Consider the following 24967-nt stretch of genomic DNA (forward strand, 5'->3'; position numbering starts at 1 on the left):
ATAGCTAAGCAACCCTGAAAACGAGACTATTTAACAAGAGCGCATAAAGTAACAAGACCATATAAAGGATTATTATGACTGTTAAATCATTGGCCATTATCGGCACCGGTATTATGGGTATGGGTATTGCCCAAATCGCCGCCCAAGCAGGCATTCAAGTGCTTTTATTTGATGCCAAAGCAGGCGCTGCCGAGCAAGGACGCCAATCCCTTCAAGCTACCCTCGAAAAACTAGCCTCCAAAGGTAAATTCACCGATGAGCAGCTGCAATCTACTTTGAAAAATCTGACCGTGATTGAAGACATAGCCAAAATTGCCGAGGCTGATGTCGTTATTGAAGCAATTATTGAAAATTTAGAAATAAAACAACAGCTTTTTAAACAGTTAGAAAGCATTGTTCCTGCCGAGACGATTTTGGCAACCAATACCTCCTCGCTAGCGGTGACCGCGATTGCTTCTAATTGCGAGCACCCAGAGCGTGTGGCAGGATTTCACTTTTTTAATCCAGTACCCTTAATGAAAATCGTTGAAGTGATTCCGGGCATCTCTACCAAACCTTCAGTGGTTGAGACGCTGACGTCTTTAGCCAAACGCATGGGACATTTAGGGGTAGTGGCAAAAGATACCCCAGGATTTATCGTCAATCATGGCGGTAGAGCTTACGGTACAGAAGCCTTAAAAATATTAGGCGAGGGAGTTGCAAGTTTTGAGGACATCGACCGTATTTTACGTGACGGCGCGGGCTTCCGCATGGGGCCATTCGAGCTGCTTGATCTTACGGGTATCGATGTCTCTCATCCGGTTATGGAGTCGATTTATAACCAGTTCTATCATGAAGACCGCTATCGTCCGCATCCCTTGACCCGTCAAATGCTAACGGGTAACAAGCTTGGCCGCAAAGTCGGTGAAGGCTTTTATCACTACACAGAAAATAAAAAACAAGATGGTCAAAAAGTAACAGTAGATCCTTCCAAACAATTACCTTTTAAGACAGATTTCGATATCTCAAACCTCTCAGTTTGGATTGGGGCGGATTTAGCAGAAGATAAAAAACAGTTGGTTGCTTATCTAAGCGCTAACGACATCAATATCGACGATAACGAGAAACCAAATTCTGACAGCTTGATATTGCTGGCAATCTACGGCGACGATACAACCAATGCGGCTATCCGCTATCAGGTTAATCCTAAACAAGCGGTCGCCATTGATATGCTGACTGACTTATCCAAGCATCGTACGTTGATGCCAAGTATCGTCACCCAAGATAACTTTGTGGCGCAAGCTTATGCCCTATTTGGCAGAAATAATAAGTTCGATAAAAGCTCGAATGAAGGCTCAAATGCTAGTGTCGATGCCACGTTAATTACTGAAAGCACGGGCTTTGTAGGACAGCGAGTCGTGTCGATGGTGATTAACTTAGGCTGTGATATTGCGATGCAAGGTATTGCGTCTCCTGAAGATATCGATAATGCCGTTAAGATTGGATTGGGTTATCCGTATGGCCCTATCTCATGGGGAGACGAGATTGGTGCCTCGCGTATTTTACTTATCTTAGAGCGTATTCATGGGTTAACGGGTGATCCGCGTTATCGTCCTAGCCCATGGCTGCAACGCCGCGCCACCCTAGGTGTTTCACTGTTTACTCAGCAAACTAATTATTAATACCAACAACCTAGCAATTTTGCTAAACCATATATTTTAGTAAGACAAACTCTCAAAACACAACAAGGAAAAGTTATGTTAGATGCCTATATTTATGACGGATTAAGAAGCCCTTTTGGTCGCCATGGAGGCGCATTAGCCACCGTTCGTCCTGATGACATGATTGCGACAGTAATGAAAGCTTTGGTCGAAAAGCATCAATTACCTAATGATATCTTTGATGAAGTGCTGATCGGTAATACCAATCAAGCTGGTGAGGACTCACGCAATATCGCCCGTAATGCTGCGCTGCTAGCAGGGTTAGATGTCAAAACACCCGGTCAAACCGTCAATCGCTTATGCGCTTCAGGACTATCGACCATTATCGATGCGGCTCGTAGTATTACTTGTCATGAGGGGGATATATTTTTAGCAGGTGGCGTTGAGTCAATGACCCGCGCACCCTTTGTATTTGCTAAGACCGAGCAGCCTTTTAGTCGTGAATTTAAAGTATTTGATACGACCATTGGCAGCCGATTCCCCAATCCTATCATCGAAAAACAGTTTGGTAGCGATAGCATGCCGCAAACGGGTGATAATGTCGCTCGCAAATACGGTATCACTCGAGAAGAAGCAGACAAATTCGCAGCAGCCTCACAAGCTAAGTACCAAGCCGCCAAACAAGCTGGGTTCTTCAATGATGAAATAACGCCAATTATGGTATCGCAAGGTAAAAAACTGCCAGAAAAAGCGATATTGGATGATGAGCATCCTCGTGCCAGCTCTACTGTGGAAGCACTGCAAAAACTTAAGCCTTTAAACAATGAAGGTGTCGTCACAGCAGGCAATGCGTCAGGTATCAATGATGGCGCAGCTGCACTGATTATTGGCTCAAAGCAGGCAGAGGAAAAGTTGGGCTTTAAGCCTATCGCTAAGATTCTTTCGTCCGGTGCTATGGGTGTTGAGCCTAATATTATGGGCGTAGGCCCTGTTGAGGCGATTAAACTGGCATTGAAACGTGCAAATTTGACCCTTGATGATATGTCCATCATTGAAATTAATGAAGCGTTTGCCTCGCAAGTACTCGGCTGCCTCAAAGGTCTAGAGATTGACTTTGATGACAAACGCGTCAACCCTAACGGCGGAGCAATTGCCGTCGGTCATCCGTTGGGTGCATCAGGCGCAAGACTGGCGTTAAGTACGGCGCGTGAGCTACAGCGTACGGGCGAAAAATACGCGGTGGTCAGTTTATGCATTGGCATTGGGCAAGGGCTTGCCATGGTGATTGAACGAGTCTAACCTTTTCAATACTTTTGCCATATATTTTTAATTTCAAGGATGACCATAATGACTACGATACTTAACCAACATGAGGATTACCAGCAAGCTCAAGAAGCCTATGGTTTTCCTTTGATTATCAAACAGCTACTAAACCGTGCAAAAATTGCCTCTAAAGATCAAACCATTAGTTATGCGGATAAGGTTACTTATACATATGCTGAATTTTTTAAGCGTGTTAATCGCTTGGCAAACGTACTTAAAAACATGGGTTTGCAAGCAGGTGATGTGGTTGCTGTTATGGATTGGGACAGTCATCGTTACCTTGAAGCGTACTTTGCTGTGCCTATGTCTGGAATGATTTTGCAAACGGTCAATGTACGCTTGGCTGAAGATAAAGTGCTGTATACCATCAACCATTCCAAACCAAAAGCCTTGTTACTTAATGCTGAGTTTGAGCCAATGGCTAAAAACTATCGTCATGAAGCTCCTTCTATTGAGAAAATTATTTGGCTGGATGATGCTGAGTATGATGAAGACACTATAAAAGCTCAGCAAACTAGCATGCCAGATTATGTTGAAGGTGAGTATGAGGCAATGCTAGCCGCTGCCAGTGATGAGTTTGATTTTCCCGATTTTGATGAAAATACCATCGCTACTACATTTTATACCAGTGGTACGACGGGTGACCCAAAAGGGGTTTTCTTTACGCATCGACAGATCGTATTGCAGACGCTATCAAGTACGCTGGCCTCTGCACTTAGCGCTGAAGGTCAAGGTGCTCGCTACAATGATGTTTATATGCCGATGACGCCATTATTTCATGTGCATGCTTGGTGTTGGCCGTATGGGGCAACCATGATAGGGCTAAAACAAGTGTATCCAGGGCGCTATGTATCCGAAGTATTGGTTGACTTGATTGAACAGCATAAGGTAACGCTATCACATGGTGTCCCAACCATTTTACAAATGTTAATCAAAGAAATGGCCACCCGAGGACGCAAGTTTAATGGTCTTAAATTGTCAGTAGGGGGCTCCAAATTAAACGAAGCTCTAGCTGAAGCCGCTATTGAAAGTGGCATAGAGTTTATCTCGGGGTTTGGAATGTCAGAGTCTTGTCCTGTCCTTGCCAGAATGGCATTCGGCGATCAGACAAGTGCTATGACGACGACAGAGCAGATCAATTATCGTTGTCTTTCTGGCTCACCAATTATGCTGGTATCGATGGAGCTTTGGGATGCGAACGGCAAATCTTTACCGATGGATGGTGAGTCGACCGGCGAACTCGTCGTTCGAGCGCCTTGGCTGACCCAAAGCTATTTTAAGAATCCAGATGCTGGCGATGAGTTATGGCGCGGTGGCTGGATGCATACCCAAGATATTGCCTGCATTACCGCTGATGGTACTCTCAAAATTACTGATAGGCTCAAAGATGTCATCAAGTCAGGTGGCGAATGGGTATCCTCGCTTGAAGTCGAAAATATTTTATCATTCCATCCTTGCGTTGCTGAAGTGGCCGTTATTGGAGTAGCTGATGAAAAATGGGGCGAACGTCCTCTAGCGTTAGTGGTCCTGAAACCTGATCATACCGATATTAAAGCTGAGGATATTTTAGCATTGGGTCATCAAGCAGTTGAAAAAGGCTATTTACCAAAGTATGGCGTGCCAAGTGAAATAAAATTCTTAGTAGAAATGCCGAAGACCAGTGTGGGTAAGCTTGATAAGAAAAAAATGCGGATAATGTACGCAGAAAAATTAATCTGATCCAAACATCTTTATTAGTGACTGCAAAAAAACAGTTAATGCAGCTTACTGATAATTTGAATAGGTATGTTTATTGGCGCGACTAGACGAGATAACTATGAAAGCTTTAGCAAAATTACCAGAAATACAAGAGACGCTTAATAAAGACAATAACCATCCTATGCATGGTTTTGCGGTCATTTACTCTCAACAAGTAGAGTGGGGCGATATGGATTCTTTTGGTCATGTCAATAATGTGGTCTATTACACTTATGCCCAAAACGCTCGTATTCACTATAACAGTCAGTTAAATCTATTCAATGAAAAGACTTTTTCCGTCATGGCAGCATCATCCTGTCAATATTTCAAACCAGTAATCTACCCCGACACCTTATGGATTGGGGTTCGAATTAAGAAAATTGGCAATGCCAGCTTGATTCACGAGTACACCTATTATAGTACCGCTATGAATACTATCGTTGCTAGCGGTGAGTCAGTACTGGTATATCTTGATAAAGCCACTGGACAAAAGAAAAATATCGATGACACAAAAAAAGCCGCTATTAGCGATTTTGAAAGGGTTCAATAAAGTAAGAGACATGTGTTTTTGTACAAGGAGATAGTACTGGTATTTATGAAGTAACAAAATACAGTAGCGATAGGCATTTAAAGGAATTTTCCAACAATACAAGGAATGTATAGATCATGCTTTATATCAAAAAGTTGTCTTTTGGTTTGGCGGTTCTTGGGGTATGTGCACAAGCACAAGCCATAGATCTTGTCACAAATGCAGATACTACTCTAAGTATCGGTGGTTATGTTAAAGCCGAGGGTATATTTTATTCTCCAGATGAAGGCGAGTCAGAGTTCAAAGGCAATGCACGGCAATCTCGGATTAATCTGAAAACCACTAAGAAGGTAGAGGATAAAAAATTAACGGGTTTTATTGAAGGGGATTTTTATGGCAATGCCGCAAATGGTGGTTCAGACTTGCGACTTCGCCATGCTTATGTTCAGGTCAATGATTTGACCGTAGGTAAGACATGGAACGGGCAGTTCCTAGCAGTCTACCCGCTTTTAACTGAACAGCTTGATTTTCGAGGTACGGGATTAGGAACCATCTCGGGTGGGGGCGCTGATATACGTCCAGATCTAACGGTGCATTATACCCATAAAGGGCTTCGTTTTACCGCTCAACAACCTGTTTATGAGGAAGCTAACCTGCCTGATATGGTGGTCAGCTATAAAAATAACATATCTGATCTTAGCTATAACTTAGCGGTCACTGCGCGTGAGGCTAAAAATGGAAACGATTCAGATGTAGGCCTCGGTGCTTCTTTGGCTGGTAAACTCAAACTGGGTAATGACTCATTACATGCGAGCGTATTCAATGGTAAAGGGATGGGTGCCTATTCGACAGTATGTGTCGGAAAAGCGCTTGGGGTAACTGGAGCTATAGATTGTGATGCTGAAAACGGCGAGCTTGTGTCGCAAACAGGCTTTACGGTAGGGTATAGGCATAAATTTTCAGAAAAACTTCTGAGTAATATGCGTTATGGTGAGATTAATGTAGATGATGCGGCTGATACTTCTGTCAATGTAAAAAGTATAAACCTTGTCTATAATTATTTACCAGATCTCGATTTTGGTATTGAATGGCGAGATCGAAGCGATAAGACGTTATCGCAAGTAAAGAAAGGTCAGCAAGTCGAAATCATGGCCAAATATAGCTTCTAAGCTAAATAATTTTTAAGCGGAATAGCTGAATAGTATGTCGTTTAAAGTTATATGTCATTGTCTAACTCATGATTATGCAGTTATTGCTTGTATCGCAAGTTAGGAGAAAGGCGCATAAAGCTTGTCACTTATGGTAGTAAAGAGCGAAAGGATAAAAGGTTATTAGCGTGACTGCAAGCAGGTGCAATGGAATTTTTATATACGGCTATGCCAAATTTAAGCTTTAGCGTTTTTCGGCATAGCTCATTTTTGCGTTGACTGCTACACTATTACGCTATCTGGCACTCCGACATATTCTTTAAAGCATTACCATAAAAACTGATTAAGGACAGGTTATGCATATCACGGCGAATTTTGATGCGGGCAATATTGAGGTTATTAGTTTAGAAGATAAAAAAGATATCCAATTGGCTATTCGTCCGGACGTCGGTGGCGAGTTTTTTCAATGGTTTAACTTTCGTATAACCGGTCAAATTGGCGAGCAATATGTGCTCAATATCCTGAATGCAGGGGAAGCGGCATTCCCTGGAGGGTGGGAGAGTTATCAAGCAGTTGCTTCCTATGATCGTGAGTATTGGTTCCGCCTGCCCACCTCTTATAAAGACGGCAAGCTGACCATAAACGTAGACATGGAATGTGAAACCATTCAAATTGCTTTTTTTGCCCCTTACAGCTATGAGCGTCATCAAGATTTATTAGCCGCTGTACAAATGCACCCATTTGTGACGTTAGAGCATTTAGGTGAAACGCTTGATAAGCGCGACTTAACCTTGGTTAAAATTAGTGATGGCGATAGCAGTAGTGACGAGAGTAAGCGCAACATTTGGATCACAGCGCGTCAGCATCCTGGTGAGACTATGGCTGAATGGCTGGTCGAAGGTCTCATGTATAGCTTATTAGATGGTGATAATGCGACTGGAAAATTATTATTAGACAAAGCAAACTTCTATATTGTGCCGAATATGAACCCCGATGGCAGTGTACGTGGACATCTTCGTACCAATGCCGTCGGAACGAACCTAAACCGCGCCTGGTCAAATCCGAGTTTAGAAAAAAGCCCTGAAGTGTTTCATGTTATTAAGAAAATGGAAGCGACTGGCGTTGATCTATTTTATGATGTACATGGTGACGAAGAGATACCTTTTGTGTTCCTTGCCGGCTCTCAAGGGACGCCTAATTATAATGACCGGCTCGCGCGACTCCGTGATAGATTTTCAGAAGTGTTAAAGCTGGCCAGTGCTGACTTTCAGACTGAAGAAGGCTATGACGTTGATGCACCGGGTACAGCGAATATGACGCTCGCCACTCACTGGGTGGCCGAACGTTTTGACTGCCTAGCCAATACTTTGGAGATGCCATTCATAGATAACAATAATGTGCCTGATGCAGATACGGGTTGGTCACCAGAGCGTTCTATTAAATTGGGAGAAGCGTCGTTAGTTGCCATGTTAGCGGTCGTTGATGATTTACGTTAGTTAACAGATTCTCTAATCCTAATTTTATAACACCACATAAGAAAAACCATCATAAAAAGGTTGCGATCGCTATTTTTAATATAGCGATAACAACCTTTTTTTATATTTATATCTAAGATATTACAAGCCAGCCCCAAAACAAACTTCCAATGGCATTATCACCATGCAATTCATAAACTGTCTAAGTTTATTATTTTAAAGACCTTCTGAAAAATAGGCTGGCAAGCGCGCAGGCAAGCGTCAATGATAACAACATCGAGACTAAAGTATGGCTAAAAAAGTGATCGCCAAATGCCATTTTATATAGCCCCATCGTCCATCCTAAAGCTGTGACGAGTACAAAGATTTTATAGCGATATTTTTGTACTGTCGGTAAAAATGCCAATCCATATAAAGAAAATCCTGCACTGGCATGCGCCGCTGGAAAGCACTTCGCAGGCGTTTTAGCGAGTATGTTTTGCCAAAGATTGAGATATGGTAAATCACCATTGAAAAGAAATAAACTATTTGGGCAGCTAACATGGGTAAAGCTCTTAAGGGTTGCGATAACCGTGGGTACTATGATGATAGTGATTAATAAATAACCTACTTCTCGGCTAGACAATGCTGCGATTGGTCTAATAAAAAACACTTTAGCATTCACAGTATTAGCGTATCGACGTTGCCAATAGTGCCAAATTAATACCATTATTAAATAGCCGCCAAATAATATTAATAATAATTTTGGAAAATCATAAAAGATAAATCTATAAGGCTGCGCGCCTTTTTCAAGAAGCCAATGTCCATTCGTATAGAAAAGCTCACTAATACGAACGTCAAATTGGCTGTGCTCAAACGTCAATGTCGCAATAATCGTTAAGCACAGCAGCTTGAGCCACGTCCAATCAGTTGTGTTTTTTGCTAGCGTCATTGAGTCTCCTTTTAAACTATATTAAGTCGAAAATTTCTGAATCCTACTTAATATAAAAGGTTCCATAACGCCATTACCCATAAGACAAACAAAAGCAATAACGCCAAAAATTGCGCCGCAGAACCTACATCTTTAGCTATTTTAGCGAGTGGATGTTGGTTCGTTGAGGTATGATCAACACTGGCTTCAATACCAGTATTAAACAGCTCAACGATAAGGGATAAAAAACAGGTGATTGTCAGCATCATTTTTATGCTGATATCAAAAGGTATAAGTATGATGGCCATTAACAAGACGCTATTAAGCCAGAATACTTGTCTAAAAGCCGCCTCATATTTATAAGCGGCTTTAAAACCATCTAAAGAATAACCGGCGGCTTTAACAATACGAGAAAGACCTTTGTTGCCTTTGGCAAGACTGGCATAACTATTAGGTGCAAGCAGTTGAGTAGCCGTCGTTTGATTTTTTGATTCAGAGTTGATTGTATTCATATTGAATTCTTAATACTCATAGATATTGAGTTACGCTAGATGTTTTGAGTAATTAAAAAAATAATCAAAAAAAATTAGCATACTGTTCTTATGGAAACAGTATAAAACAGGGGATATTAAGAAAACGTTAAGACAATATTGATTGGTTGATTCATGAAATACAGTGAAGACTTATATACGGCATTTATTATAATAAATGCTAAACGTACTACCACCTGTAGCATTGTCTTGGTGCATAAGCTCCCAGTCCATATGAGTCATGATACGTTGCACAATGCTAAGACCCAAACCGCTACCTTCTACCTGATCGCTGGTATTTATGTCATTCAGACGCTCAAATCTCTCATAGAGTAAAGGCATCATAATTTCGGGAATACCAAGACCAGTATCAGTCACCGTAATTTTTTCAGCATCGATAGTGACAATGACTTCACCATCATCTGTGTATTGAAACGCATTTTTTATTAAATTACCTAATGCCATTTTTAGCAGCTCAGGGCGGACATTTGCTATGTAATCTTGCTCAGCGACTATTTTGCAACTTACCGGTTTATGGCGGAGCAAATATGTTAAGCGTGTCACTTCATCAAGGGCGATGGTGTTGATAGAAGTTGGCGGTGTGTCCAGCTGTTCAGGCGCGCGTGATAAAAGTAATAAAGCGCTGATGATTTCAGAAGTTTCTTTGGCGGTCGTACTAATACGGTTGGCGAATTCGCTTAAACGACTGTGGTCTTCAAGTTGTGAGGCTAATACCTCTGATGCACCCATGATAATGGTCAACGGTGTACGTAATTCATGACTGACATCGCCAGTAAATAGCTGCTCACGTTTTAGATATTGCTCTAGTTTATGATTTTTTTCATCGATAGCACGTGCCAACACCCCAACTTCTGAAGGTAGATGGGTTAAGTCAGTGAGGTTTTGATGATCGGTTTCTACCGCTTGCTTTAAATCTAGTAAAGGCTTGATGATTTGCTTAGAGGATAAGTAAGAGAATAGCGCTGCAATGAGCAAACTCAAAACAACCGCAATTTTTAGTGCATCTGCAAATATATCCTCTAACTCTTCGAAGATGGCTAAAACAGGATAGTTTTCCATCACCATCTCAGACCCTTCTAAGTAAGTCAAAATATATTTTTGCTCATTTTGTTGATAGGCAAAAAAATGAAGATTCGTTTCAGTGTTGCCCGTTTGATTGTTCACGGTTACCTGCATCTCTTGAACCGTTCCGTTTGCTATCGCTTTTAAATTTTCAGGCGCACTGTCATAACGATAAATTTTGATACCAGGATTTGCTGTATAAGCCGCCTGTTCGCCTTCTTTTTCTTGACTAAGTTGTAGCTGTTGTAAAAGACGCCCTTTCACTAAGTCCTGTTCGATTCGCATCTCAGCGTACATAAAAATACTGACGAACGTTGTGCAAAGCAGTAAGGCAAATAACAAATAGGAGATTCGAAACTTATTAGCGATGGATTCTATAGTGAACATGGCAGGTGCTTATTTAGAGTCAGGTAATATATAGGGAAGTACGGGCGTAACTACTTATAGTAAACTTCAATCTTTAAATTGTATTATGAATTTTCAAACTTTGTCTGGGTCAATAATTTGGTAACCAACACCAGCCATTGTTACTATCATGACTTTATCAAACGGTTTATCAACTTGCGCACGCACACTATGCAAATGGGTGCGAAGCGCATCACTACTTGGCACATCTTGTCCCCATACTTTTTCCTCAAGCTCAGTTTTACTGACTACCCGAGGCGAGGCAATCATCAGAGTGTGTAAGATTTTGAATCCCGTTGGGGTTAGTTTTAATGGTTTGTCTTCTCGTTTGATACTGTGTTCCTCAGTATTTAGAGACAGCTTGCCAACTTCTATATTGTGCTGAAAATGTTCATCTTGATGGCGGCGTATTAATGCTTTGATGCGAGCTTCTAATTCAACCAATGAGAAAGGTTTGACCAAATAATCATCCGCACCACTATCAAACCCTGCAACCTTATCCAAAACAGTATCACGCGCGGTCAGCATCAATACGGGCGTCTTATCATGCAGCTCTTCTCTAAGCGTTTTGCACAGCTTAGTACCATCCATACCGGGAAGCATCACGTCGAGCAATATAACATCGTAGCGATTGCTTGATGCCAGTGCTAAGCCACTCAGACCATTATGGGCATTGTCCAACTCGAAACCTTTTGGCTCAAAAAAAGCATAGATATTGGCTACGATATCAGGATTGTCTTCAATAATAAGTATCTTATACATAATGGCTACTATCTACAAAAAGCGTGAGTTAAATAAAAATAGTTTAATGGGTAGTCTTAAAAAAGGTTGGTTCTGACGCTACTTCTTGAGTAGTAATACCAAAAAAATGCAATAAGGTTGGCGTAATAAAATCATGTGACACTGGCTGATTGGTCATATTAGACAGACTCTTAGGATTGATGCCATTGTTTTTAGGTGACCAAATAATGACTGGCACCTGTTTTTGCGCATTCGGCGCAATACCGTACGGCAGACCATGTAAATATACATTGTTTTCACCCAGACTTTCCCCATGATCACTAATATATACCATCACCACATCATAATCTTGCTCGTAGGGTTTTAGCGTATCTATGACGGCATTTAAAAAGTAATCGGTATAGCGAATCGCATTGTCATAACCATTTACAACGGATTGAGCATCACACTTAGATAACTCGTTGGTCATGCAGACTGGCTTGTATTCTTCAAATTCCTTGGGATAACGTTGGTAATAAGCAGGACCGTGATTGCCCATTTGATGTAATAAAATCAGTGTATCTTGTGGCTTCGCAGCAGTCTTGACACCTGTGTCCGACTTAACTAAAGTATCAAAACCGTCCAACATGCCAATATCACGACATTCAATATCACAATTAGGATTTAGCTTAGGCGTTTTATAGTCCTCAACGGTGACTCGATCTGCCACGCCTTTAGAGCTAGAGTTATTGTCCCGCCAGATAACATTAACGCCTTGTTTATTGAGGGTATCAAGCACGTTTTCATTATATTCAGCAGTATCAACGTCGTAATCGCTTCGGTTTGCATAACTGAACATGCAAGGTACTGAATAAGCAGTTGACGTACCACAAGAGGTCGCATGCTTGTAGCTATAGGTATCCGGCTGGCTGGCTAGTAACGGCATCGTATCGCGTTTATAGCCATTCAAGCCAATATGGTCAGCGCGAACCGTTTCACCGACTACGAACACCATCAGCTTAGGTTTCGTTGTGCTACTGACGGCTGCGGTACGCTTTGCATCTGGCGCATGCAGTATCAAGGTATCAGGACGGCGTAGCTCATCGACGTAATCGGTACCGAGTTTGATAACAGAATAAACAGGGGTAATGGGATTGGTATAACTACGCACTATTTTATGCTGGCGGAAAAAGCTGGCGTATTGATCTCCAAATGGTAATAGGCAAACCGCTATTATCGCAATAGACGTTATCAAGGTGATTGTCTTTTGCACGATTGAGCGAACTATAGACAAACGCTTTATACGAATCTTACTAATCAAAAAAGCAGGTAGCACACCCAATAGTAGCAGTCGAACAATAAAGCTTGGTGCTATCAAACCCATCGCTTCTGCTTGGTCTGTCTGCAAGCTGTTAACCAACATGCCAGTGTCAAATATCGTTCCATAAGCATCGGTGAAGTAACCACATACTGCCGCAATCAGCACCATAGCAATAAGCACTACTTTTGCCGTCGGTCGATAACATAATAGCTGAAACAATAACCACATCAGCCCAAACAGTAAGCCAGTCAGAGAAACAATAAAACCAATGTTATCAGCAAACGGATAGATCGTTAATACTTGTTTAAAGAAGCCAATATTTGCAGTAGCAACGAGATAGAGCGTAACCACTATAATCAGATAAGTAAGATTGACTTCACGATGATAAAATTTATTTTTATCGAAGGTTGCATTATTATTTTTAGCAAGACTTATATTATGGGTTTCTGCAATGGCTAGATCGGTAATTAAGTGTTTTGACATACACAGACTTCTTAATAGAGTGAGATAAATTTTATTCTCTAAGGTAGCAATTACCCTGTTAAGAAGATGTTAAGAAGCCTATATTAGATGCATAATAGATAACGAAGATACAGATTGTATCTGATACTCTAAAAACTCATAAAATACTCACAAAAACGGCTGTAAAAGAGACTTCTCATTCATGATTACGCTCATCCAAAAAAATCAGCAGTTGTTCCTTTTAGGAGTCTTTATTCTATTAGTGATGGTTGTTTTATGGGTTTTACAGTATGTGATAATTCGCTATGGTCAGAAGGTACTGAATCAGGTGCCGACATATTGGACGGTGCTCGAACAATATCTTGGAAAAAGCAAACGACTCACTCGCTTAAAAAATAACTATCCAAAACTGTATCATGCTTCGTTGCAAAGGCTCACTGTACAGCACTTTTATGGATTGCCTCTGACGGTTTTATTTTTAGTCATGGGTTATATCTTAGCTTTGTTTTTTGGTTTGGTTGAAGATGTTGTTACTTCAGATACTATTGTGGCAACGGATTTTTTTGTGTCACAGCAAATGAGTATGCTGAGTGAGTCGCCTGTAGTGACGTTTTTTATTTTTATTACTAGCTTTGCCTCTACTGCAACGACCTGTTTAATCGTATTACTAGTCTGTATCCTATGCTGGGTGATTCGCCAACCCTATATATTAGTAGGGTTCTTAATAGCCACTTTAGGAAGTACGATATTTACTTTCCTCAGCAAGCTATTATTTCATCGCACGCGACCAGTAGATATTTTATTGTTTGAGCAGACAGATTCTTTTCCTAGTGGACATGCGACGGTTACGGTTGCGTTATATGGTTTTCTGGCTTACATGGCCATTCGTTTTAGTCGCAACTTTGCCACGCAAGTTCGGATAGCTGTAATTACTGTCTTTTTCTCACTATTGGTAGGATTAAGCAGGATTTTGCTGAATGAGCATTATTTGAGCGATGTACTGGGAGGTTATTTGGTAGGCGCATTATGGCTAACAGTAGCAATTAGTGTGACAGAGTGGCTAAGGACGCGTGACAAAGTTGATTGGCAGATAAGTTGGTCAGTTACTCAGGTTCGTCTGGTCTGGCTCAATATTGTATGTGTACTGATCGGCACTTCGATATATGCTGAATTTTATCAGTTGCCATTGTTAATCTAAGTAAATTCAAGGTATTAACGCCAAAAAAATAGTATCGTTCATATTTAACATTAATAATAATGGCTAGTTTTTAGTCATAGGCTCGTCCCAGTACGGTGGTGTACCATAATAATCATCTATAAAATCAATAAAGCATCTCACCTTCTGTGGCAGCAGTTTAATGTAAGCATAAACTACATATAAGCCCAAAGCCTCAGTGCAATTTTTAGCAACACTACGACCAGTTTACCACTCATAAGCGCCTCACTAATAATGAAAGCCGGCTGTAATATCAGTCCTGCTCTTGCAATAGATACATTCATTACTGTAAGCACAATAAGCTACTTCAGCACTCCATAAAAATTACTATATAATCTGACGCTTATAGGCAAATATTTGCTATCGTTGATGGACAATTATTCAACTGCTATTTCTAATAGGCTGCCTAATACATCATCATGATACTACATCCATTTACCCGTCTCAGCGGCTCTATCAGTGCTTGGATAACTATCTTTGTGATTATATTACACGGTCTTACTGTATGGGCTGTGATATCTATGGATAGCCCTGAAATTTTAGAGGCTAAAGCGGCTAAGCCTCAGGCAATCCAATTAGAGCTAGTGATATTGCCAAAATCATCCGCAGCGGCTACTGAAGAACGTCGTGCCGAAAATATCCTTACAAACTCTAACTCTGTTCCTCAACGACTGCCGCAATCAGAGAAAAAATCCGCTGAACTATCAGATACTAAACAGGTAGAAGCTAAGCCAGTAAATGCTGTGTCAGAGCCAACCTTTAGTAAACCGCTAAATTCTATTAAACCTTTAAGTTCTGAACCAAAAAAACAAACATCTGATCCAATAAAAAATCCGTCAAATCCAGAAAAGACTAAGATAACAAAAGAAACTCAACTGCCAGTCTTGGTACAGAAAAATACGACCAAAGAATCGGAAGAAATTGCCAAAAAAATGACGGAAGAAGAACAGGATCTTGTAGCCTTGGTTCAAGCGATGACAGAACAGGTCAGCCCTGAATCAACAGATATGTCAACGCAAGGGCTGGTCGTAAAAGAGACGAGAAAAACAGTTAGGATTAAGGCTGAAGAAGAGATAGATATAGCGTCGTTAATCCGATCGGTGACAGCACAATTCAATCGTGATCAAGCACGTCAGTGGCAAGAAGGTAGAAAACGCGCAGGGCAAGAGCTGCTGCAAGCGCAGGCTGGCAAGAGTAATGAGAAACGAAAACAGCTTAATCTCAATGATGAGGCAGTTGACTTTTTGGAGGAGCAAGCCAGCTGGCTTGATCAGAAGAAACCTGACACCGACCTACCGTCGGCGATTTGGCGTGAAGTGACTAGTCAATCAGGCGATATCTTCACTGTATTATTGGAGCTTCATGTCGATAAAAGTGGCTATATTACGGATGTGCAATTGCTCGAATCATCGGGTAATAAGATTGTTGATATTGCAGCGATGACTCAAGTCAGAGCAGGACAACTTAAACCGTTCCAACAAAATGAGCGACCTGTTAATGGCATTGTACCGATGTCATTAATATATGAGCGACCTTAATCTAAGTAATAGCTCGTTTTCCTTTTTTGATTAAACCGACTATATGAAGAATGTGTTCATAAAAAATGTATTGTCAGCCTCACTAGCTACTTAACTGCTTTTAGGAGCCTATATGGATTTTACAGATTATTGGCAATATACGGATATCATTACTAAGAGTTTATTTTTCGCATTATTTGCTTTGTCGATTGTGTCTTGGGTGACAGGGATTTTACGATTGTACTATAGCCATCAGTTGGCTAAAACCGTCGTCGTTGACTTAGCTCAGCAAATACACAATCAGATACCGCCCACTTTGCAAGCTAGTCCAGAAGAGCGCAGGCTTCTCACCGAACAGATGCTATTACAGCAGATTGGTCGATATCGTTATCAAAGCGAGCAAGGGTTACCACTGCTCGGTACGACTGCTGCTATTGCACCCTTTATTGGGCTATTTGGGACAGTGTGGGGCATATTCCATGCGCTACGTAGTATTGGTGATAGTGGGCAGGCAGGACTTGCCCAAGTAGCGGGCCCAGTAGGTGAAGCGCTTATTATGACTGGTCTAGGTCTTGCGGTCGCGATTCCTGCGGTGATTTTCTATAACGTCATTACGCGTATGAATCGCCGGATCTTGTATAGAGCCAATGACATTGCGCATGGTCTATTAGGCGAGTCAATGCGACCGAGTATGCTAGCAAATAGCAAAGCAACTCTCGTTGAAGCAACTGGTGCCGAAGCAACTGGTGCCAAAGTGACTGATAGTCAAGTTGCTGATGGCAAAGTATAGACAGTGGCTATTCATTCGATAAATTAACGAATAAAGAAAAATAAGGAGGCAGGTATGGCATTCCATCTAGGTGATGAAGAGACCCAAGGTATGAGCGAGATGAATCTCATTCCGCTCATTGATATTATGCTGGTGCTGATGATTATCTTTTTGGTCACAGCCACAGTGATGAATCCAACCGTACCACTAGATCTGCCCGATACCAATGCCACAGTAAGCGGCTTGCCTGATGAGATATTGCAAATAAGCATTGATAAAGACAATGGTCTATTTTTGGATGAGGAAGCGCTGACGTTAGCGCAATTGCGATTGCGGCTTGAAGAAGCGTCAAAAGACGGTGCTAATCCGAATATTCATCTGCGGGCAGATCAAGACACCCGTTATGATATGGTGGCGCAAGTGCTGGCTGCCGCCAGTACTGCGGGTTTGACTAAGGTTGCTTTTGTCACTGAATAAATAGCCATTTATAGAATATAAAATTTCCTGCTGCAAATATTAAAGAAGGGGTTAAGATTATTAATCTTAGCCCCTTCTTTAATGTCTTGAACCGTGTTTATGATAAAAGTAAACATAGTAGAATCACTGTAAAACTAGTCGAAATTATTCAATAACGTATCGATGTTATGTTGAACAACCTATATGTATTTTAATTTTTTAATCACGTTATTCGTTCAAAAAACCACCACAATGCAATGGCGATACTAACAAAAGAGCCAGCATAAAATATAACCGATTTATAAAAACGCGTATGACGTAATAACAGCGCGATCGGAAATACTATGGCAATGAATACTAGTTGTCCTAGCTCAATCCCTACATTGAAGCTTAATAATGCCAATACGCGCTCACTTGTTGCTAGTGGCAGATCTACGAGCACATTGGCAAAGCCAAACCCGTGAATCAGACCAAAAACAAAGGCTAGATAGACCGCTCGCACCCGTAACACCGGGACTAGATTGTTTAACGCAGCGAATGCGATGGACAGAGCAATTAAAGATTCGATAAAGCGGGCAGGTATACTAACGATACCAAGAGCAGCTAAGCTCAAGGTAATTGAGTGCGCAAGCGTAAAGGACGTTGCAATCCAAAATACCTCAAGTAATGCAGCTCGCGGCTTGGCAACGGCAACCAATTGTTTTTGCTTGCGCACGTAAACTGCTGGTATTAAAAGGACAAACAAAAACAATAGATGATCCCAGCCGATCAGCAAGTGATGTATCCCACTTTTTAAAAAGTTTGTCGCCGTAGAGAGCCAGCCGGAGTCTGTCCCAGCACCTAATGAAGTTTGTCCAACGGTCAATACTTGAACCGGTAATTCGCTACCAGCTTGCGTCAGTATCAAGCGGTGGTTAGCATCGATACCTGCCAGCACTTGATAGTTAAGCTCTGAGATAGGAGCAGCGCAGCCCAATTCAAATTCGGTATGTAAGTAATTAAAGCCACCACGCGTATTAATCGCTAGTGGCGCAAAGTTTGTGGTTTGACAGGATTGATCGCCCGCTGCTAATGTCACCTGAGCAGCAATAAGCTGTTCTATAAGCGTCGTCTGTGATTTGACCTCTGCCCAACTTACTTGACTGTCTTGGTTTGAGTCTATATCTATCAGCAAAGCTAAGTCTCGAAGCGATAGCTCGTACTTAGCCTTATAAGCAGTATCTGCTGTACTCGATGAGCTCAGGGGCTCTAAGTTTAAGTAAGCCGTACTAGATTCATGTGCCTGTAGTGCCGTAGACGTCAGCACCAATAAGAATAAAGTCAGATAACGATAAGTGTGACTACAAATGAGCCTGATAAATGCGCTCATGAAGGTGTCTCCTTACTCACTTGCTTGCTTGAACTGCTGATTTTTCCTAAGCGCAGATCGCGCTCGAGTGCTGGGTATTCAAATTGTGTGTCTGTCATAAACTGGCGCAATAGCTCAATGTCTTTTTTGCTACCGGCTTTGATGGCTGCTGTCGCATAGATCACGATGTCAGCCGTTTCGCGCTGTTGTTGCCAGTTTTCGCGAGCCAATTGCAGCGCTGGGTTGATTTGGTTAGCAAGTAGGGCATAAGTAGCCTGTTCACGCATGTGGGCATTTTCCTCACGTATCTTCCATACATCGATGCGTTCTTTCATAAGTCCTAAGTTTTGCTGAGCGTTAGGATCCCCCAGTTGAATTTGAGCCGTGATGAGCTTTAGCAATAGCGCGTCTTTGTCAGTATGATCCTGAAGCAATAGCCGCGTTTTTTCATAGTCTCCTTGTTTTAATAGCCAATCAGCGCGTGCCATGAGTGCGGGTACAGTTTGAGTGTCCATCACACTAAAGACTTGAGTAGCAAGCGCAACATCCTTGCTACGCAGTGCAGCGTCTGCCTGAATAAGGTAAATCCAGCGTGCGGTCGATGCATCGAGTCCGGGCGCAAGATTGGCGAGCCCATTCAGGGTTTGCTTTGCTTGCGTCAGTTGACCGGTCATGCTCTGCACTTGAGCCATACATGCCAATTGATAGACGCGTAGGGAAGCATCATCGAGTTTTGTACAGTAGCTCATTGCCTCCTCAAACTGACCTTGTACGACAAGCAGAGAAGAGAGTGTCAACAGCGCATCTGCATGAGCAGGATCTTTACTTAATATCTGCTTTAGCTGTGCTTTAGCTTCGGAGAACTTGTGATCTGCCTGTAATGCTCGTGCTCGTAACATGAGGGTTTCTACATCCGGATCCTTTATTTGATCCAGCTGCGCTCGGGCTTGACCCAGCGCACGTGGATCACCCTGTAAGTAAGCGCGCTCTAAAAGCTTACTGGTTTGCTCAGGACTGGCTGTGCTCGCACTAGATAAAAAGCTGTCTGAGTTTGAGTAGCGCGGCGGCGGTGAATCAGTGGGTAAGGTCTCAAGAATTTGTTGGTCGCTTTTTGGAATAAAGGGTGCAGCATGAAGAAGGGGGCTGCCGATAAGTAATAACGGTAGTAGTCCAATAAAGGGCTTAATCCAGTTCATAAGATCTCTCAGCTCAAAACATAAAGAAACACCTGATCAAGAGTTTGATCAGGTGTCAGGTTTATATCACGTCAGATTACAACGAGGCGTTGGCACCTGTTACCGCAACAGGCTCTGCTAGATTGGCTTCGGGAAGGATAATCCGATCAATATCTTGCGGTTCGTCGGTATTTACATCCTTACTGGCGTTGATCACGGTAGAGACCCTCTCCACTGCTAGATTTGCCTTCGCTTGATCTTCTGCTACATTGGGATTGCCCTGATTTCCTGTCTCAAAGTTCTTGTTGTCGTTATCACCGAAACAGCCAGAAAGAGCAGCCGATCCGGTAACCAATATCGCTAAAAGTACATAGCGCATGGTGTTTCTCCTTAGGTTAGATTCAGCTTAGCGACTGCCTGCATTAGGGGTTTTTAGATAAGGAAAGACTGAGTCAAAAGCAGTGGCAGATTTTACGACTCCATCAGTAAATGGCGCTGTACCAGCTTTCGCATCAGCAGGGACACAAGTAGCTTCTGGAGGTAGTCCAGCATGACATAGGACGCCCATCGCTACTCTTAACGATACATCAGTTACATCATCACCAGGTCGTCTACCATTCGGGAAACCTGCTGTATCACCACCAATAACACCTAAGTCATTTTGACTTGCCGCTACTACAGTAGGTGTCGTGGTATTTAAGCGTAACATATCAGCTGGGACTAAAGCTTTGTTAGCTGGTTTGTTGATAGTAGGAACGCCCGTTAGGAACGCAGTTACTAGATCTTGACGCGGGAAGTTAGTAGGTGCTGGCGCACTTGGATATAGTTTTTGAATCAAAGCAGGTAACGTAGGATAGAACACATAATTCTTGAAATTAGCCACGTCATCTTTTGGCTCTGAGGCGTTAAATTTGTCTTTGTCTTTAAGACCAATGACGACCTCATTGACCAGCGGCATACCCAATCTTGAAACTTGAGTCCATGCACCACCTTTCTTAGCGGTGGTACTGATACCAGAAGCAGGTGAAGGATTGACTAAGGTAGCCTGACGAACACTGGCAGTCGTCCAAGCGCCGATCACAGGATCTACACCTCTCTTATTATTGCCTAAATCTACTTGGGCGGCGTTAACGAGACAAGCTTTAGGTATCTCCATTGCAATCGAGGTAATATTCTTATCTGCTAGTACGTTTGTCCCGCCGTCACGTGGACCTAATGGATTTAAATTAATCAGATCGAACACTCTACCCAAATCAATAGCAAAGCTTTCAGCGCGTTGACCGACAAAGACCTTGCCAGCCCCACAAGTGCCTAAGTTTAACGGTTGAATAAAGCCTCTTGCATAGCCTGGATAGTCTGCAAAAGACTTGGTGCCGATATAGTCAAATGGCTTGTTAAAATTCCCCAGTGGTGTACGCGCGCCGCTACGGCGATCACCTTTAACCATCGTCACACCATAGCTTTCACTGGTTTGCACGTTAGCTGGGTTTGAGGCATCGCCCGCGTTAGATAATGGTATCGCAACATTTGACGGACCGCCTGAGGGTATTTCGATGCTATTTAGTGTTTGTTTGAAGTCAAATTGGAAGGTGACGTCTTCGACCGCATCACCGTTGTTATCAATGTGGATCTCATATAGAGCATCATCATCTAACGAAAAATAGTTAGGCCCGCCATAGGCGTCTTGCAGTGGTAAATAGTTAGCAATGATGGTGACGTAATCTGCTCGGCCACTCTCATAGCTGTTAAACATATAGAGGTCAGTGGCATCGACTTTAGGCGTTTTGGTGATGGAGGGCGCTTCACGGTGACTAGAGGCTACAGCGCTTGCACTTGCGCATAAAGCCATCGCTGCTAATAGAGCGTGTGTAGTGTATTTCATACGAATCCTTGTAGAAAAACTTGAGGGCTAAGGGGTATTTAAATCATAAATATATAGACGGTATATACTTGGATATTGCATTACTAAATGGTTGATTTTGAAATATTTCCGAGAAGTTCCTGAGACAATTTAAATTTTCATTATATATAATCCATATATAAATATATCTAAACTATCCTCTGAATAAGTTAAACGAAACTATATGCTCAAGCAAGAATTTTATTATGGCACTCATCGGGTTTATCGTAACGTTCATCGGATTTATTGGGATAAGTGTTGTTTTTCTGTTACAAAAGCGTTTTTAAATCACTTATAAAGGTATTTACTTAAAAACATAAGGGAAATAAATGGAATATTGGCGCAAGAAAAGCAAGGATAATGGAATAATAAGCTGATAAAAAAGGCTCATTATGCAGGAGAGAATGGCACACGCTTTTAAGTCGTTCAAAGTTTTGAAAATATCGCAGCTTCATCTTGTCCTTATATATAGCTAACATTATAAATGTTCAATAATCTAAGATTAATGGTAATACATCAGAAAAAATAAGGTATTATTAATTAGATTAGCTTTATATAAGCAGTAGATTCATAAGACAAACACTATCTATACCAAAAATTTAATGATGTCTATTTATAATCAAGAAGACTGAAACCTGGATTCTATACCACTATGAAATCTACCATTGAATTACTCGAAGATACTGATTTTCCTAATATTAAAAGGCGAGAGCTTAAAATCTTGCAAGTGAATATGGGCTACTTGTGCAATATGTCCTGCGTGCATTGTCATGTTGCCGCCAGTCCGTACCGTACAGAGATGATGTCACGAGAGCTGGTTGAGTTGATTCTAGAGATTCTGCAAGCACAAAATATCGATACACTGGATTTGACTGGTGGCGCGCCTGAAATGCATGAAGACTTTAAGTACTTGGTTAAAGCGGCACGAGCGCTGGGTGTCAAAGTGATTGACCGCTGCAATCTGACGATTCTGATGGTAGAAGGTTATGAGGATATGGCGCAGTTCTTGGCGGACAATGAGGTTGAGGTTGTTGCTTCGCTCCCCTGTTACTCATTAGAAAACGTAGACAAGCAGCGCGGCAAAGGGGCGTTTGATGACAGTATCTTAGGACTACACAAGCTTAATGCTTTAGGTTATGGTAAATCTGGTTCGAATTTGACATTGAATCTTGTGTATAACCCGCAAGGGGCGACACTACCACCCAATCAGCAGCAGCTAGAAGCTGATTATAAGCGCGAGTTGAAAGCGCACTTCGATATTGAGTTTAATCAGCTATTTGCGTTAACCAATATGCCTATTCAGCGCTTTGGTGCGGTTTTATTGGCTAAAAAACAGTTCCATTCTTATATGGATTTACTCAAAGCCAATTATGTGGCTTCCAATTTAACCGAAGTGATGTGTCGCTCGACTATCAGTGTAAATTGGCTGGGAGAATTATTTGATTGCGATTTCAATCAGCAGCTTGAGATTCCGGTACCAAACAAAGCCCGCCGTCATCTACGAGATTTATTAACACAAAATCCTGCAGGTGATGATATTGCCATTGCGGACCATTGCTATGGGTGTACGGCAGGACAGGGCAGTAGCTGCGGCGGTATTTTAGAAGAGTCAGCTATATAGCTTTATTAGAGTAGATTAGATAAAACTGGAATAAATGAGATTAGGATAGGCAAAAACCTATCTATCTAAGCGGAGTTACTACCATGTCATTATTCAATAACTTAATAGTCAAAACGACTATTGCCACCGCTGTTTTGTTATCAAGCGCAGCCGCCTATGCAGATTTTAATCACAGCAGTTGGGATACGTTGCTAGACAAACATGTAACCATGACCAATGCTGGCAAAGCGTCTGTAGTTGATTATGTTGGCATGCAGTCAGATAAAAGTAAATTAGATAGCTATATGGCTGCCACTAGTAAGGTCAGTCAATCTGAATTTAACGGTTGGAATAAAGATGAGCAGCTAGCCTTTTTAATCAATGTCTATAACGCAGGCACGGTGGAGTTGGTGCTCACCAAGTATCCAAATATCAAATCAATTAAAGATATTGGATCTGTATTAAGCTCACCTTGGAAGCAGAGTTTCATTTCACTGTTGGGTAAAACGCGCTCGCTGGATGATATTGAGCACAATCTGATTCGCGGCTCCAAGCGTTACAACGACCCGCGTATTCACTTTGCGGTTAATTGTGCCAGTATTGGTTGTCCTGCGCTCCTAGATGATGCGTTTACTGGAAAGCGCTTAGAGAAGCAGTTAGAGCAAGTCACCAGTAAGTTTTTGGCAGACAGCAGCCGTAATCGCTTGAAGGGCAATACGCTTGAGGTATCACCAATTTTTAAATGGTATAAAGAAGATTTTACGATGGGTTGGCGCGGTACTAATGACGTTGCAGGATTTTTGGGACGTTATAGTCAAGCATTAGGAATGAATAGTACTCAAGTGAAGGCCTTAGAGCAGGGTAAAATAAAAGTCAGTTATACCAACTATGATTGGCGGTTGAATAAGAAATAAACTGGGCGTTAATAAAAATGACTGCTGTGCCAATCACACTCTCTATCGTAATACCGTTATTGAACGAAGCGGATAATTTGCCTAAATTGATGGGTCATCTTGCTCATCTGAATCCAGCACCTTATCAGGTCATACTAGTGGATGGCGGTTCAACAGATAACTCAGTTGCCCTTGCCAAGGAACTGATTGAAAGTTTGATAGATAGCAGTCCATCCGTTATTAGTGTACAGGTTATTGATTGGCAAATAATAGAGTCCGCCGCTGGACGTGCGCTGCAAATGAATGCAGGTGCTGAGCTAGCAATGGGTGATGTGTTGTTGTGTTTGCATGCGGATACGCAGCTGCCGAACCACGCTATTGCTGATATTACGTCAGCCGTCAGGCAAGCCGCGTGGGGGCGTTTTGATGTGCGTTTGGACAGTTCTGCATGGATGCTCAAGGTAGTCAGCCAGATGATCAATTGGCGTTCCAGATTAAGTGGGATTGCAACGGGTGATCAAGCGATATTTATCAAAAAACCACTTTTTAAGCAGCTGGGTGGTTACCCTCAGCAGCCACTTATGGAAGATATTGAACTTTGCAAACGTCTTAAAGCTATTGGTAAGCCAGCTTGTCTACGAAGCAAGGTGATAACTTCGGCACGGCGCTGGCAACAGTATGGAACTTGGCGCACGATAGGTTTGATGTGGCATCTGCGTTTTGATTACTGGCGCGGTGTCTCTGCTGATAATATTAAGCAGCGTTATTATAAGACTTAGTAGCTAACAATTGCCCTTATTAGCAGTAAAG

General features: G+C 42.0%; 22 protein-coding genes. 13 read left to right on the top strand and 9 right to left on the bottom strand.

Features of this window, described 5'->3' with window-relative positions:
- Nucleotides 1-74: 74 nt before the first annotated feature.
- From VLA57_RS10135 to VLA57_RS10160, 6 genes are all read left to right on the top strand, one after another.
- Entirely contained in the window at nucleotides 75-1661 is a 1587-nt protein-coding gene (locus tag VLA57_RS10135) for a 3-hydroxyacyl-CoA dehydrogenase (protein ID WP_333954866.1), read from the top strand.
- A 75-nt stretch (nucleotides 1662-1736) separates the two neighbouring features.
- Complete coding sequence (locus VLA57_RS10140) at nucleotides 1737-2939, top strand: 3-oxoadipyl-CoA thiolase (RefSeq protein WP_333954867.1); 1203 nt, start codon at nucleotides 1737-1739, stop codon at nucleotides 2937-2939.
- A 48-nt stretch (nucleotides 2940-2987) separates the two neighbouring features.
- Nucleotides 2988-4682, top strand: coding sequence for a fatty acid--CoA ligase (locus tag VLA57_RS10145; RefSeq protein WP_133104290.1), 1695 nt, complete (start codon nucleotides 2988-2990; stop codon nucleotides 4680-4682).
- 97 nt (nucleotides 4683-4779) lie between these two features.
- Nucleotides 4780-5250, top strand: coding sequence for an acyl-CoA thioesterase (locus VLA57_RS10150; RefSeq protein ID WP_133104291.1), 471 nt, complete (start codon nucleotides 4780-4782; stop codon nucleotides 5248-5250).
- A 116-nt stretch (nucleotides 5251-5366) separates the two neighbouring features.
- On the top strand, nucleotides 5367-6398 hold the full coding sequence (locus VLA57_RS10155) for a hypothetical protein (protein WP_133104292.1): 1032 nt from the start codon (nucleotides 5367-5369) through the stop codon (nucleotides 6396-6398).
- Between the two features lie 335 nt (nucleotides 6399-6733).
- On the top strand, nucleotides 6734-7873 hold the full coding sequence (locus VLA57_RS10160) for a M14 family metallopeptidase (RefSeq protein ID WP_133104293.1): 1140 nt from the start codon (nucleotides 6734-6736) through the stop codon (nucleotides 7871-7873).
- A 190-nt stretch (nucleotides 7874-8063) separates the two neighbouring features.
- On the opposite strand, the gene VLA57_RS10165 is transcribed toward VLA57_RS10160, so the two are convergent.
- The 5 genes from VLA57_RS10165 to VLA57_RS10185 form a co-directional block, all read right to left on the bottom strand.
- Entirely contained in the window at nucleotides 8064-8783 is a 720-nt protein-coding gene (locus tag VLA57_RS10165) for a PAP2 family lipid A phosphatase (RefSeq protein WP_133104294.1), read from the bottom strand.
- Between the two features lie 47 nt (nucleotides 8784-8830).
- Nucleotides 8831-9274: a diacylglycerol kinase gene (locus VLA57_RS10170; protein WP_133104295.1), complete on the bottom strand. Its 444-nt coding sequence runs from the start codon at nucleotides 9272-9274 to the stop codon at nucleotides 8831-8833.
- A 171-nt stretch (nucleotides 9275-9445) separates the two neighbouring features.
- A complete protein-coding gene (locus VLA57_RS10175; protein ID WP_133104296.1) occupies nucleotides 9446-10762 on the bottom strand; it encodes a sensor histidine kinase in 1317 nt (438 codons plus the stop codon).
- A gap of 93 nt (nucleotides 10763-10855) precedes the next feature.
- A complete protein-coding gene (locus VLA57_RS10180) occupies nucleotides 10856-11542 on the bottom strand; it encodes a response regulator transcription factor (protein ID WP_133104297.1) in 687 nt (228 codons plus the stop codon).
- Nucleotides 11543-11585: 43 nt separating this feature from the next.
- Complete coding sequence (locus VLA57_RS10185) at nucleotides 11586-13304, bottom strand: phosphoethanolamine transferase (protein WP_020443442.1); 1719 nt, start codon at nucleotides 13302-13304, stop codon at nucleotides 11586-11588.
- Between the two features lie 181 nt (nucleotides 13305-13485).
- Here VLA57_RS10185 and VLA57_RS10190 point away from each other — a divergent pair, with 181 nt between their 5' ends.
- The 4 genes from VLA57_RS10190 (at nucleotide 13486) to VLA57_RS10205 (ending at nucleotide 17262) form a co-directional block, all read left to right on the top strand.
- Nucleotides 13486-14481: a phosphatase PAP2 family protein gene (locus VLA57_RS10190; protein WP_133104298.1), complete on the top strand. Its 996-nt coding sequence runs from the start codon at nucleotides 13486-13488 to the stop codon at nucleotides 14479-14481.
- 539 nt (nucleotides 14482-15020) lie between these two features.
- Nucleotides 15021-16037 carry an energy transducer TonB gene (locus VLA57_RS10195; RefSeq protein WP_133104381.1) on the top strand — a complete coding sequence of 339 codons (1017 nt, stop codon included), beginning with the start codon at nucleotides 15021-15023 and terminating at the stop codon, nucleotides 16035-16037.
- Between the two features lie 112 nt (nucleotides 16038-16149).
- Complete coding sequence (locus VLA57_RS10200; protein ID WP_133104299.1) at nucleotides 16150-16806, top strand: MotA/TolQ/ExbB proton channel family protein; 657 nt, start codon at nucleotides 16150-16152, stop codon at nucleotides 16804-16806.
- A 54-nt stretch (nucleotides 16807-16860) separates the two neighbouring features.
- The gene (locus tag VLA57_RS10205; protein WP_011513582.1) at nucleotides 16861-17262 is read left to right on the top strand and encodes an ExbD/TolR family protein; all 402 of its coding nucleotides are present in this window, start codon (nucleotides 16861-16863) and stop codon (nucleotides 17260-17262) included.
- A gap of 202 nt (nucleotides 17263-17464) precedes the next feature.
- On the opposite strand, the gene VLA57_RS10210 is transcribed toward VLA57_RS10205, so the two are convergent.
- The 4 genes from VLA57_RS10210 to VLA57_RS10225 form a co-directional block, all read right to left on the bottom strand.
- Nucleotides 17465-18610 (bottom strand): HupE/UreJ family protein, encoded by a 1146-nt coding sequence (locus tag VLA57_RS10210; protein WP_020443448.1) that lies wholly within the window; start codon nucleotides 18608-18610, stop codon nucleotides 17465-17467.
- On the bottom strand, nucleotides 18607-19785 hold the full coding sequence (locus VLA57_RS10215; RefSeq protein WP_020443449.1) for a tetratricopeptide repeat protein: 1179 nt from the start codon (nucleotides 19783-19785) through the stop codon (nucleotides 18607-18609). The genes VLA57_RS10210 and VLA57_RS10215 overlap by 4 nt, the downstream gene beginning before the upstream one ends.
- 76 nt (nucleotides 19786-19861) lie before the next feature.
- Nucleotides 19862-20143 carry a hypothetical protein gene (locus VLA57_RS10220; RefSeq protein WP_020443450.1) on the bottom strand — a complete coding sequence of 94 codons (282 nt, stop codon included), beginning with the start codon at nucleotides 20141-20143 and terminating at the stop codon, nucleotides 19862-19864.
- Nucleotides 20144-20170: 27 nt separating this feature from the next.
- Entirely contained in the window at nucleotides 20171-21646 is a 1476-nt protein-coding gene (locus VLA57_RS10225; protein ID WP_020443451.1) for a DUF4331 domain-containing protein, read from the bottom strand.
- Nucleotides 21647-22316: 670 nt separating this feature from the next.
- On the opposite strand from VLA57_RS10225, the gene arsS reads away from it, so the two are divergent.
- From arsS to VLA57_RS10240, 3 genes are all read left to right on the top strand, one after another.
- Nucleotides 22317-23285 carry an arsenosugar biosynthesis radical SAM (seleno)protein ArsS gene (gene arsS, locus VLA57_RS10230; RefSeq protein WP_020443452.1) on the top strand — a complete coding sequence of 323 codons (969 nt, stop codon included), beginning with the start codon at nucleotides 22317-22319 and terminating at the stop codon, nucleotides 23283-23285.
- A gap of 83 nt (nucleotides 23286-23368) precedes the next feature.
- On the top strand, nucleotides 23369-24178 hold the full coding sequence (locus tag VLA57_RS10235) for a DUF547 domain-containing protein (protein ID WP_020443453.1): 810 nt from the start codon (nucleotides 23369-23371) through the stop codon (nucleotides 24176-24178).
- A 17-nt stretch (nucleotides 24179-24195) separates the two neighbouring features.
- Entirely contained in the window at nucleotides 24196-24936 is a 741-nt protein-coding gene (locus VLA57_RS10240) for a TIGR04283 family arsenosugar biosynthesis glycosyltransferase (protein ID WP_020443454.1), read from the top strand.
- Nucleotides 24937-24967: the final 31 nt, after the last annotated feature.

Source organism: Psychrobacter sp. S4(2024) (genome assembly GCF_036861305.1).
GTDB classification, from domain to species: Bacteria; Pseudomonadota; Gammaproteobacteria; order Pseudomonadales; family Moraxellaceae; genus Psychrobacter; species Psychrobacter cryohalolentis.

Excerpts from the sequence above, each read along its gene's own strand:
- VLA57_RS10135 (WP_333954866.1), top strand. The coding sequence starts at position 75 with ATGACTGTTAAATCATTGGCCATTATCGGCACCGGTATTATGGGTATG.
- VLA57_RS10140 (WP_333954867.1), top strand. The coding sequence starts at position 1,737 with ATGTTAGATGCCTATATTTATGACGGATTAAGAAGCCCTTTTGGTCGC.
- VLA57_RS10145 (WP_133104290.1), top strand. The coding sequence starts at position 2,988 with ATGACTACGATACTTAACCAACATGAGGATTACCAGCAAGCTCAAGAA.
- VLA57_RS10150 (WP_133104291.1), top strand. The coding sequence starts at position 4,780 with ATGAAAGCTTTAGCAAAATTACCAGAAATACAAGAGACGCTTAATAAA.
- VLA57_RS10155 (WP_133104292.1), top strand. The coding sequence starts at position 5,367 with ATGCTTTATATCAAAAAGTTGTCTTTTGGTTTGGCGGTTCTTGGGGTA.
- VLA57_RS10160 (WP_133104293.1), top strand. The coding sequence starts at position 6,734 with ATGCATATCACGGCGAATTTTGATGCGGGCAATATTGAGGTTATTAGT.
- VLA57_RS10165 (WP_133104294.1), bottom strand. The coding sequence starts at position 8,783 with ATGACGCTAGCAAAAAACACAACTGATTGGACGTGGCTCAAGCTGCTG.
- VLA57_RS10170 (WP_133104295.1), bottom strand. The coding sequence starts at position 9,274 with ATGAATACAATCAACTCTGAATCAAAAAATCAAACGACGGCTACTCAA.
- VLA57_RS10175 (WP_133104296.1), bottom strand. The coding sequence starts at position 10,762 with ATGTTCACTATAGAATCCATCGCTAATAAGTTTCGAATCTCCTATTTG.
- VLA57_RS10180 (WP_133104297.1), bottom strand. The coding sequence starts at position 11,542 with ATGTATAAGATACTTATTATTGAAGACAATCCTGATATCGTAGCCAAT.
- VLA57_RS10185 (WP_020443442.1), bottom strand. The coding sequence starts at position 13,304 with ATGTCAAAACACTTAATTACCGATCTAGCCATTGCAGAAACCCATAAT.
- VLA57_RS10190 (WP_133104298.1), top strand. The coding sequence starts at position 13,486 with ATGATTACGCTCATCCAAAAAAATCAGCAGTTGTTCCTTTTAGGAGTC.
- VLA57_RS10195 (WP_133104381.1), top strand. The coding sequence starts at position 15,021 with ATGGATAGCCCTGAAATTTTAGAGGCTAAAGCGGCTAAGCCTCAGGCA.
- VLA57_RS10200 (WP_133104299.1), top strand. The coding sequence starts at position 16,150 with ATGGATTTTACAGATTATTGGCAATATACGGATATCATTACTAAGAGT.
- VLA57_RS10205 (WP_011513582.1), top strand. The coding sequence starts at position 16,861 with ATGGCATTCCATCTAGGTGATGAAGAGACCCAAGGTATGAGCGAGATG.
- VLA57_RS10210 (WP_020443448.1), bottom strand. The coding sequence starts at position 18,610 with ATGAGCGCATTTATCAGGCTCATTTGTAGTCACACTTATCGTTATCTG.
- VLA57_RS10215 (WP_020443449.1), bottom strand. The coding sequence starts at position 19,785 with ATGAACTGGATTAAGCCCTTTATTGGACTACTACCGTTATTACTTATC.
- VLA57_RS10220 (WP_020443450.1), bottom strand. The coding sequence starts at position 20,143 with ATGCGCTATGTACTTTTAGCGATATTGGTTACCGGATCGGCTGCTCTT.
- VLA57_RS10225 (WP_020443451.1), bottom strand. The coding sequence starts at position 21,646 with ATGAAATACACTACACACGCTCTATTAGCAGCGATGGCTTTATGCGCA.
- arsS (WP_020443452.1), top strand. The coding sequence starts at position 22,317 with ATGAAATCTACCATTGAATTACTCGAAGATACTGATTTTCCTAATATT.
- VLA57_RS10235 (WP_020443453.1), top strand. The coding sequence starts at position 23,369 with ATGTCATTATTCAATAACTTAATAGTCAAAACGACTATTGCCACCGCT.
- VLA57_RS10240 (WP_020443454.1), top strand. The coding sequence starts at position 24,196 with ATGACTGCTGTGCCAATCACACTCTCTATCGTAATACCGTTATTGAAC.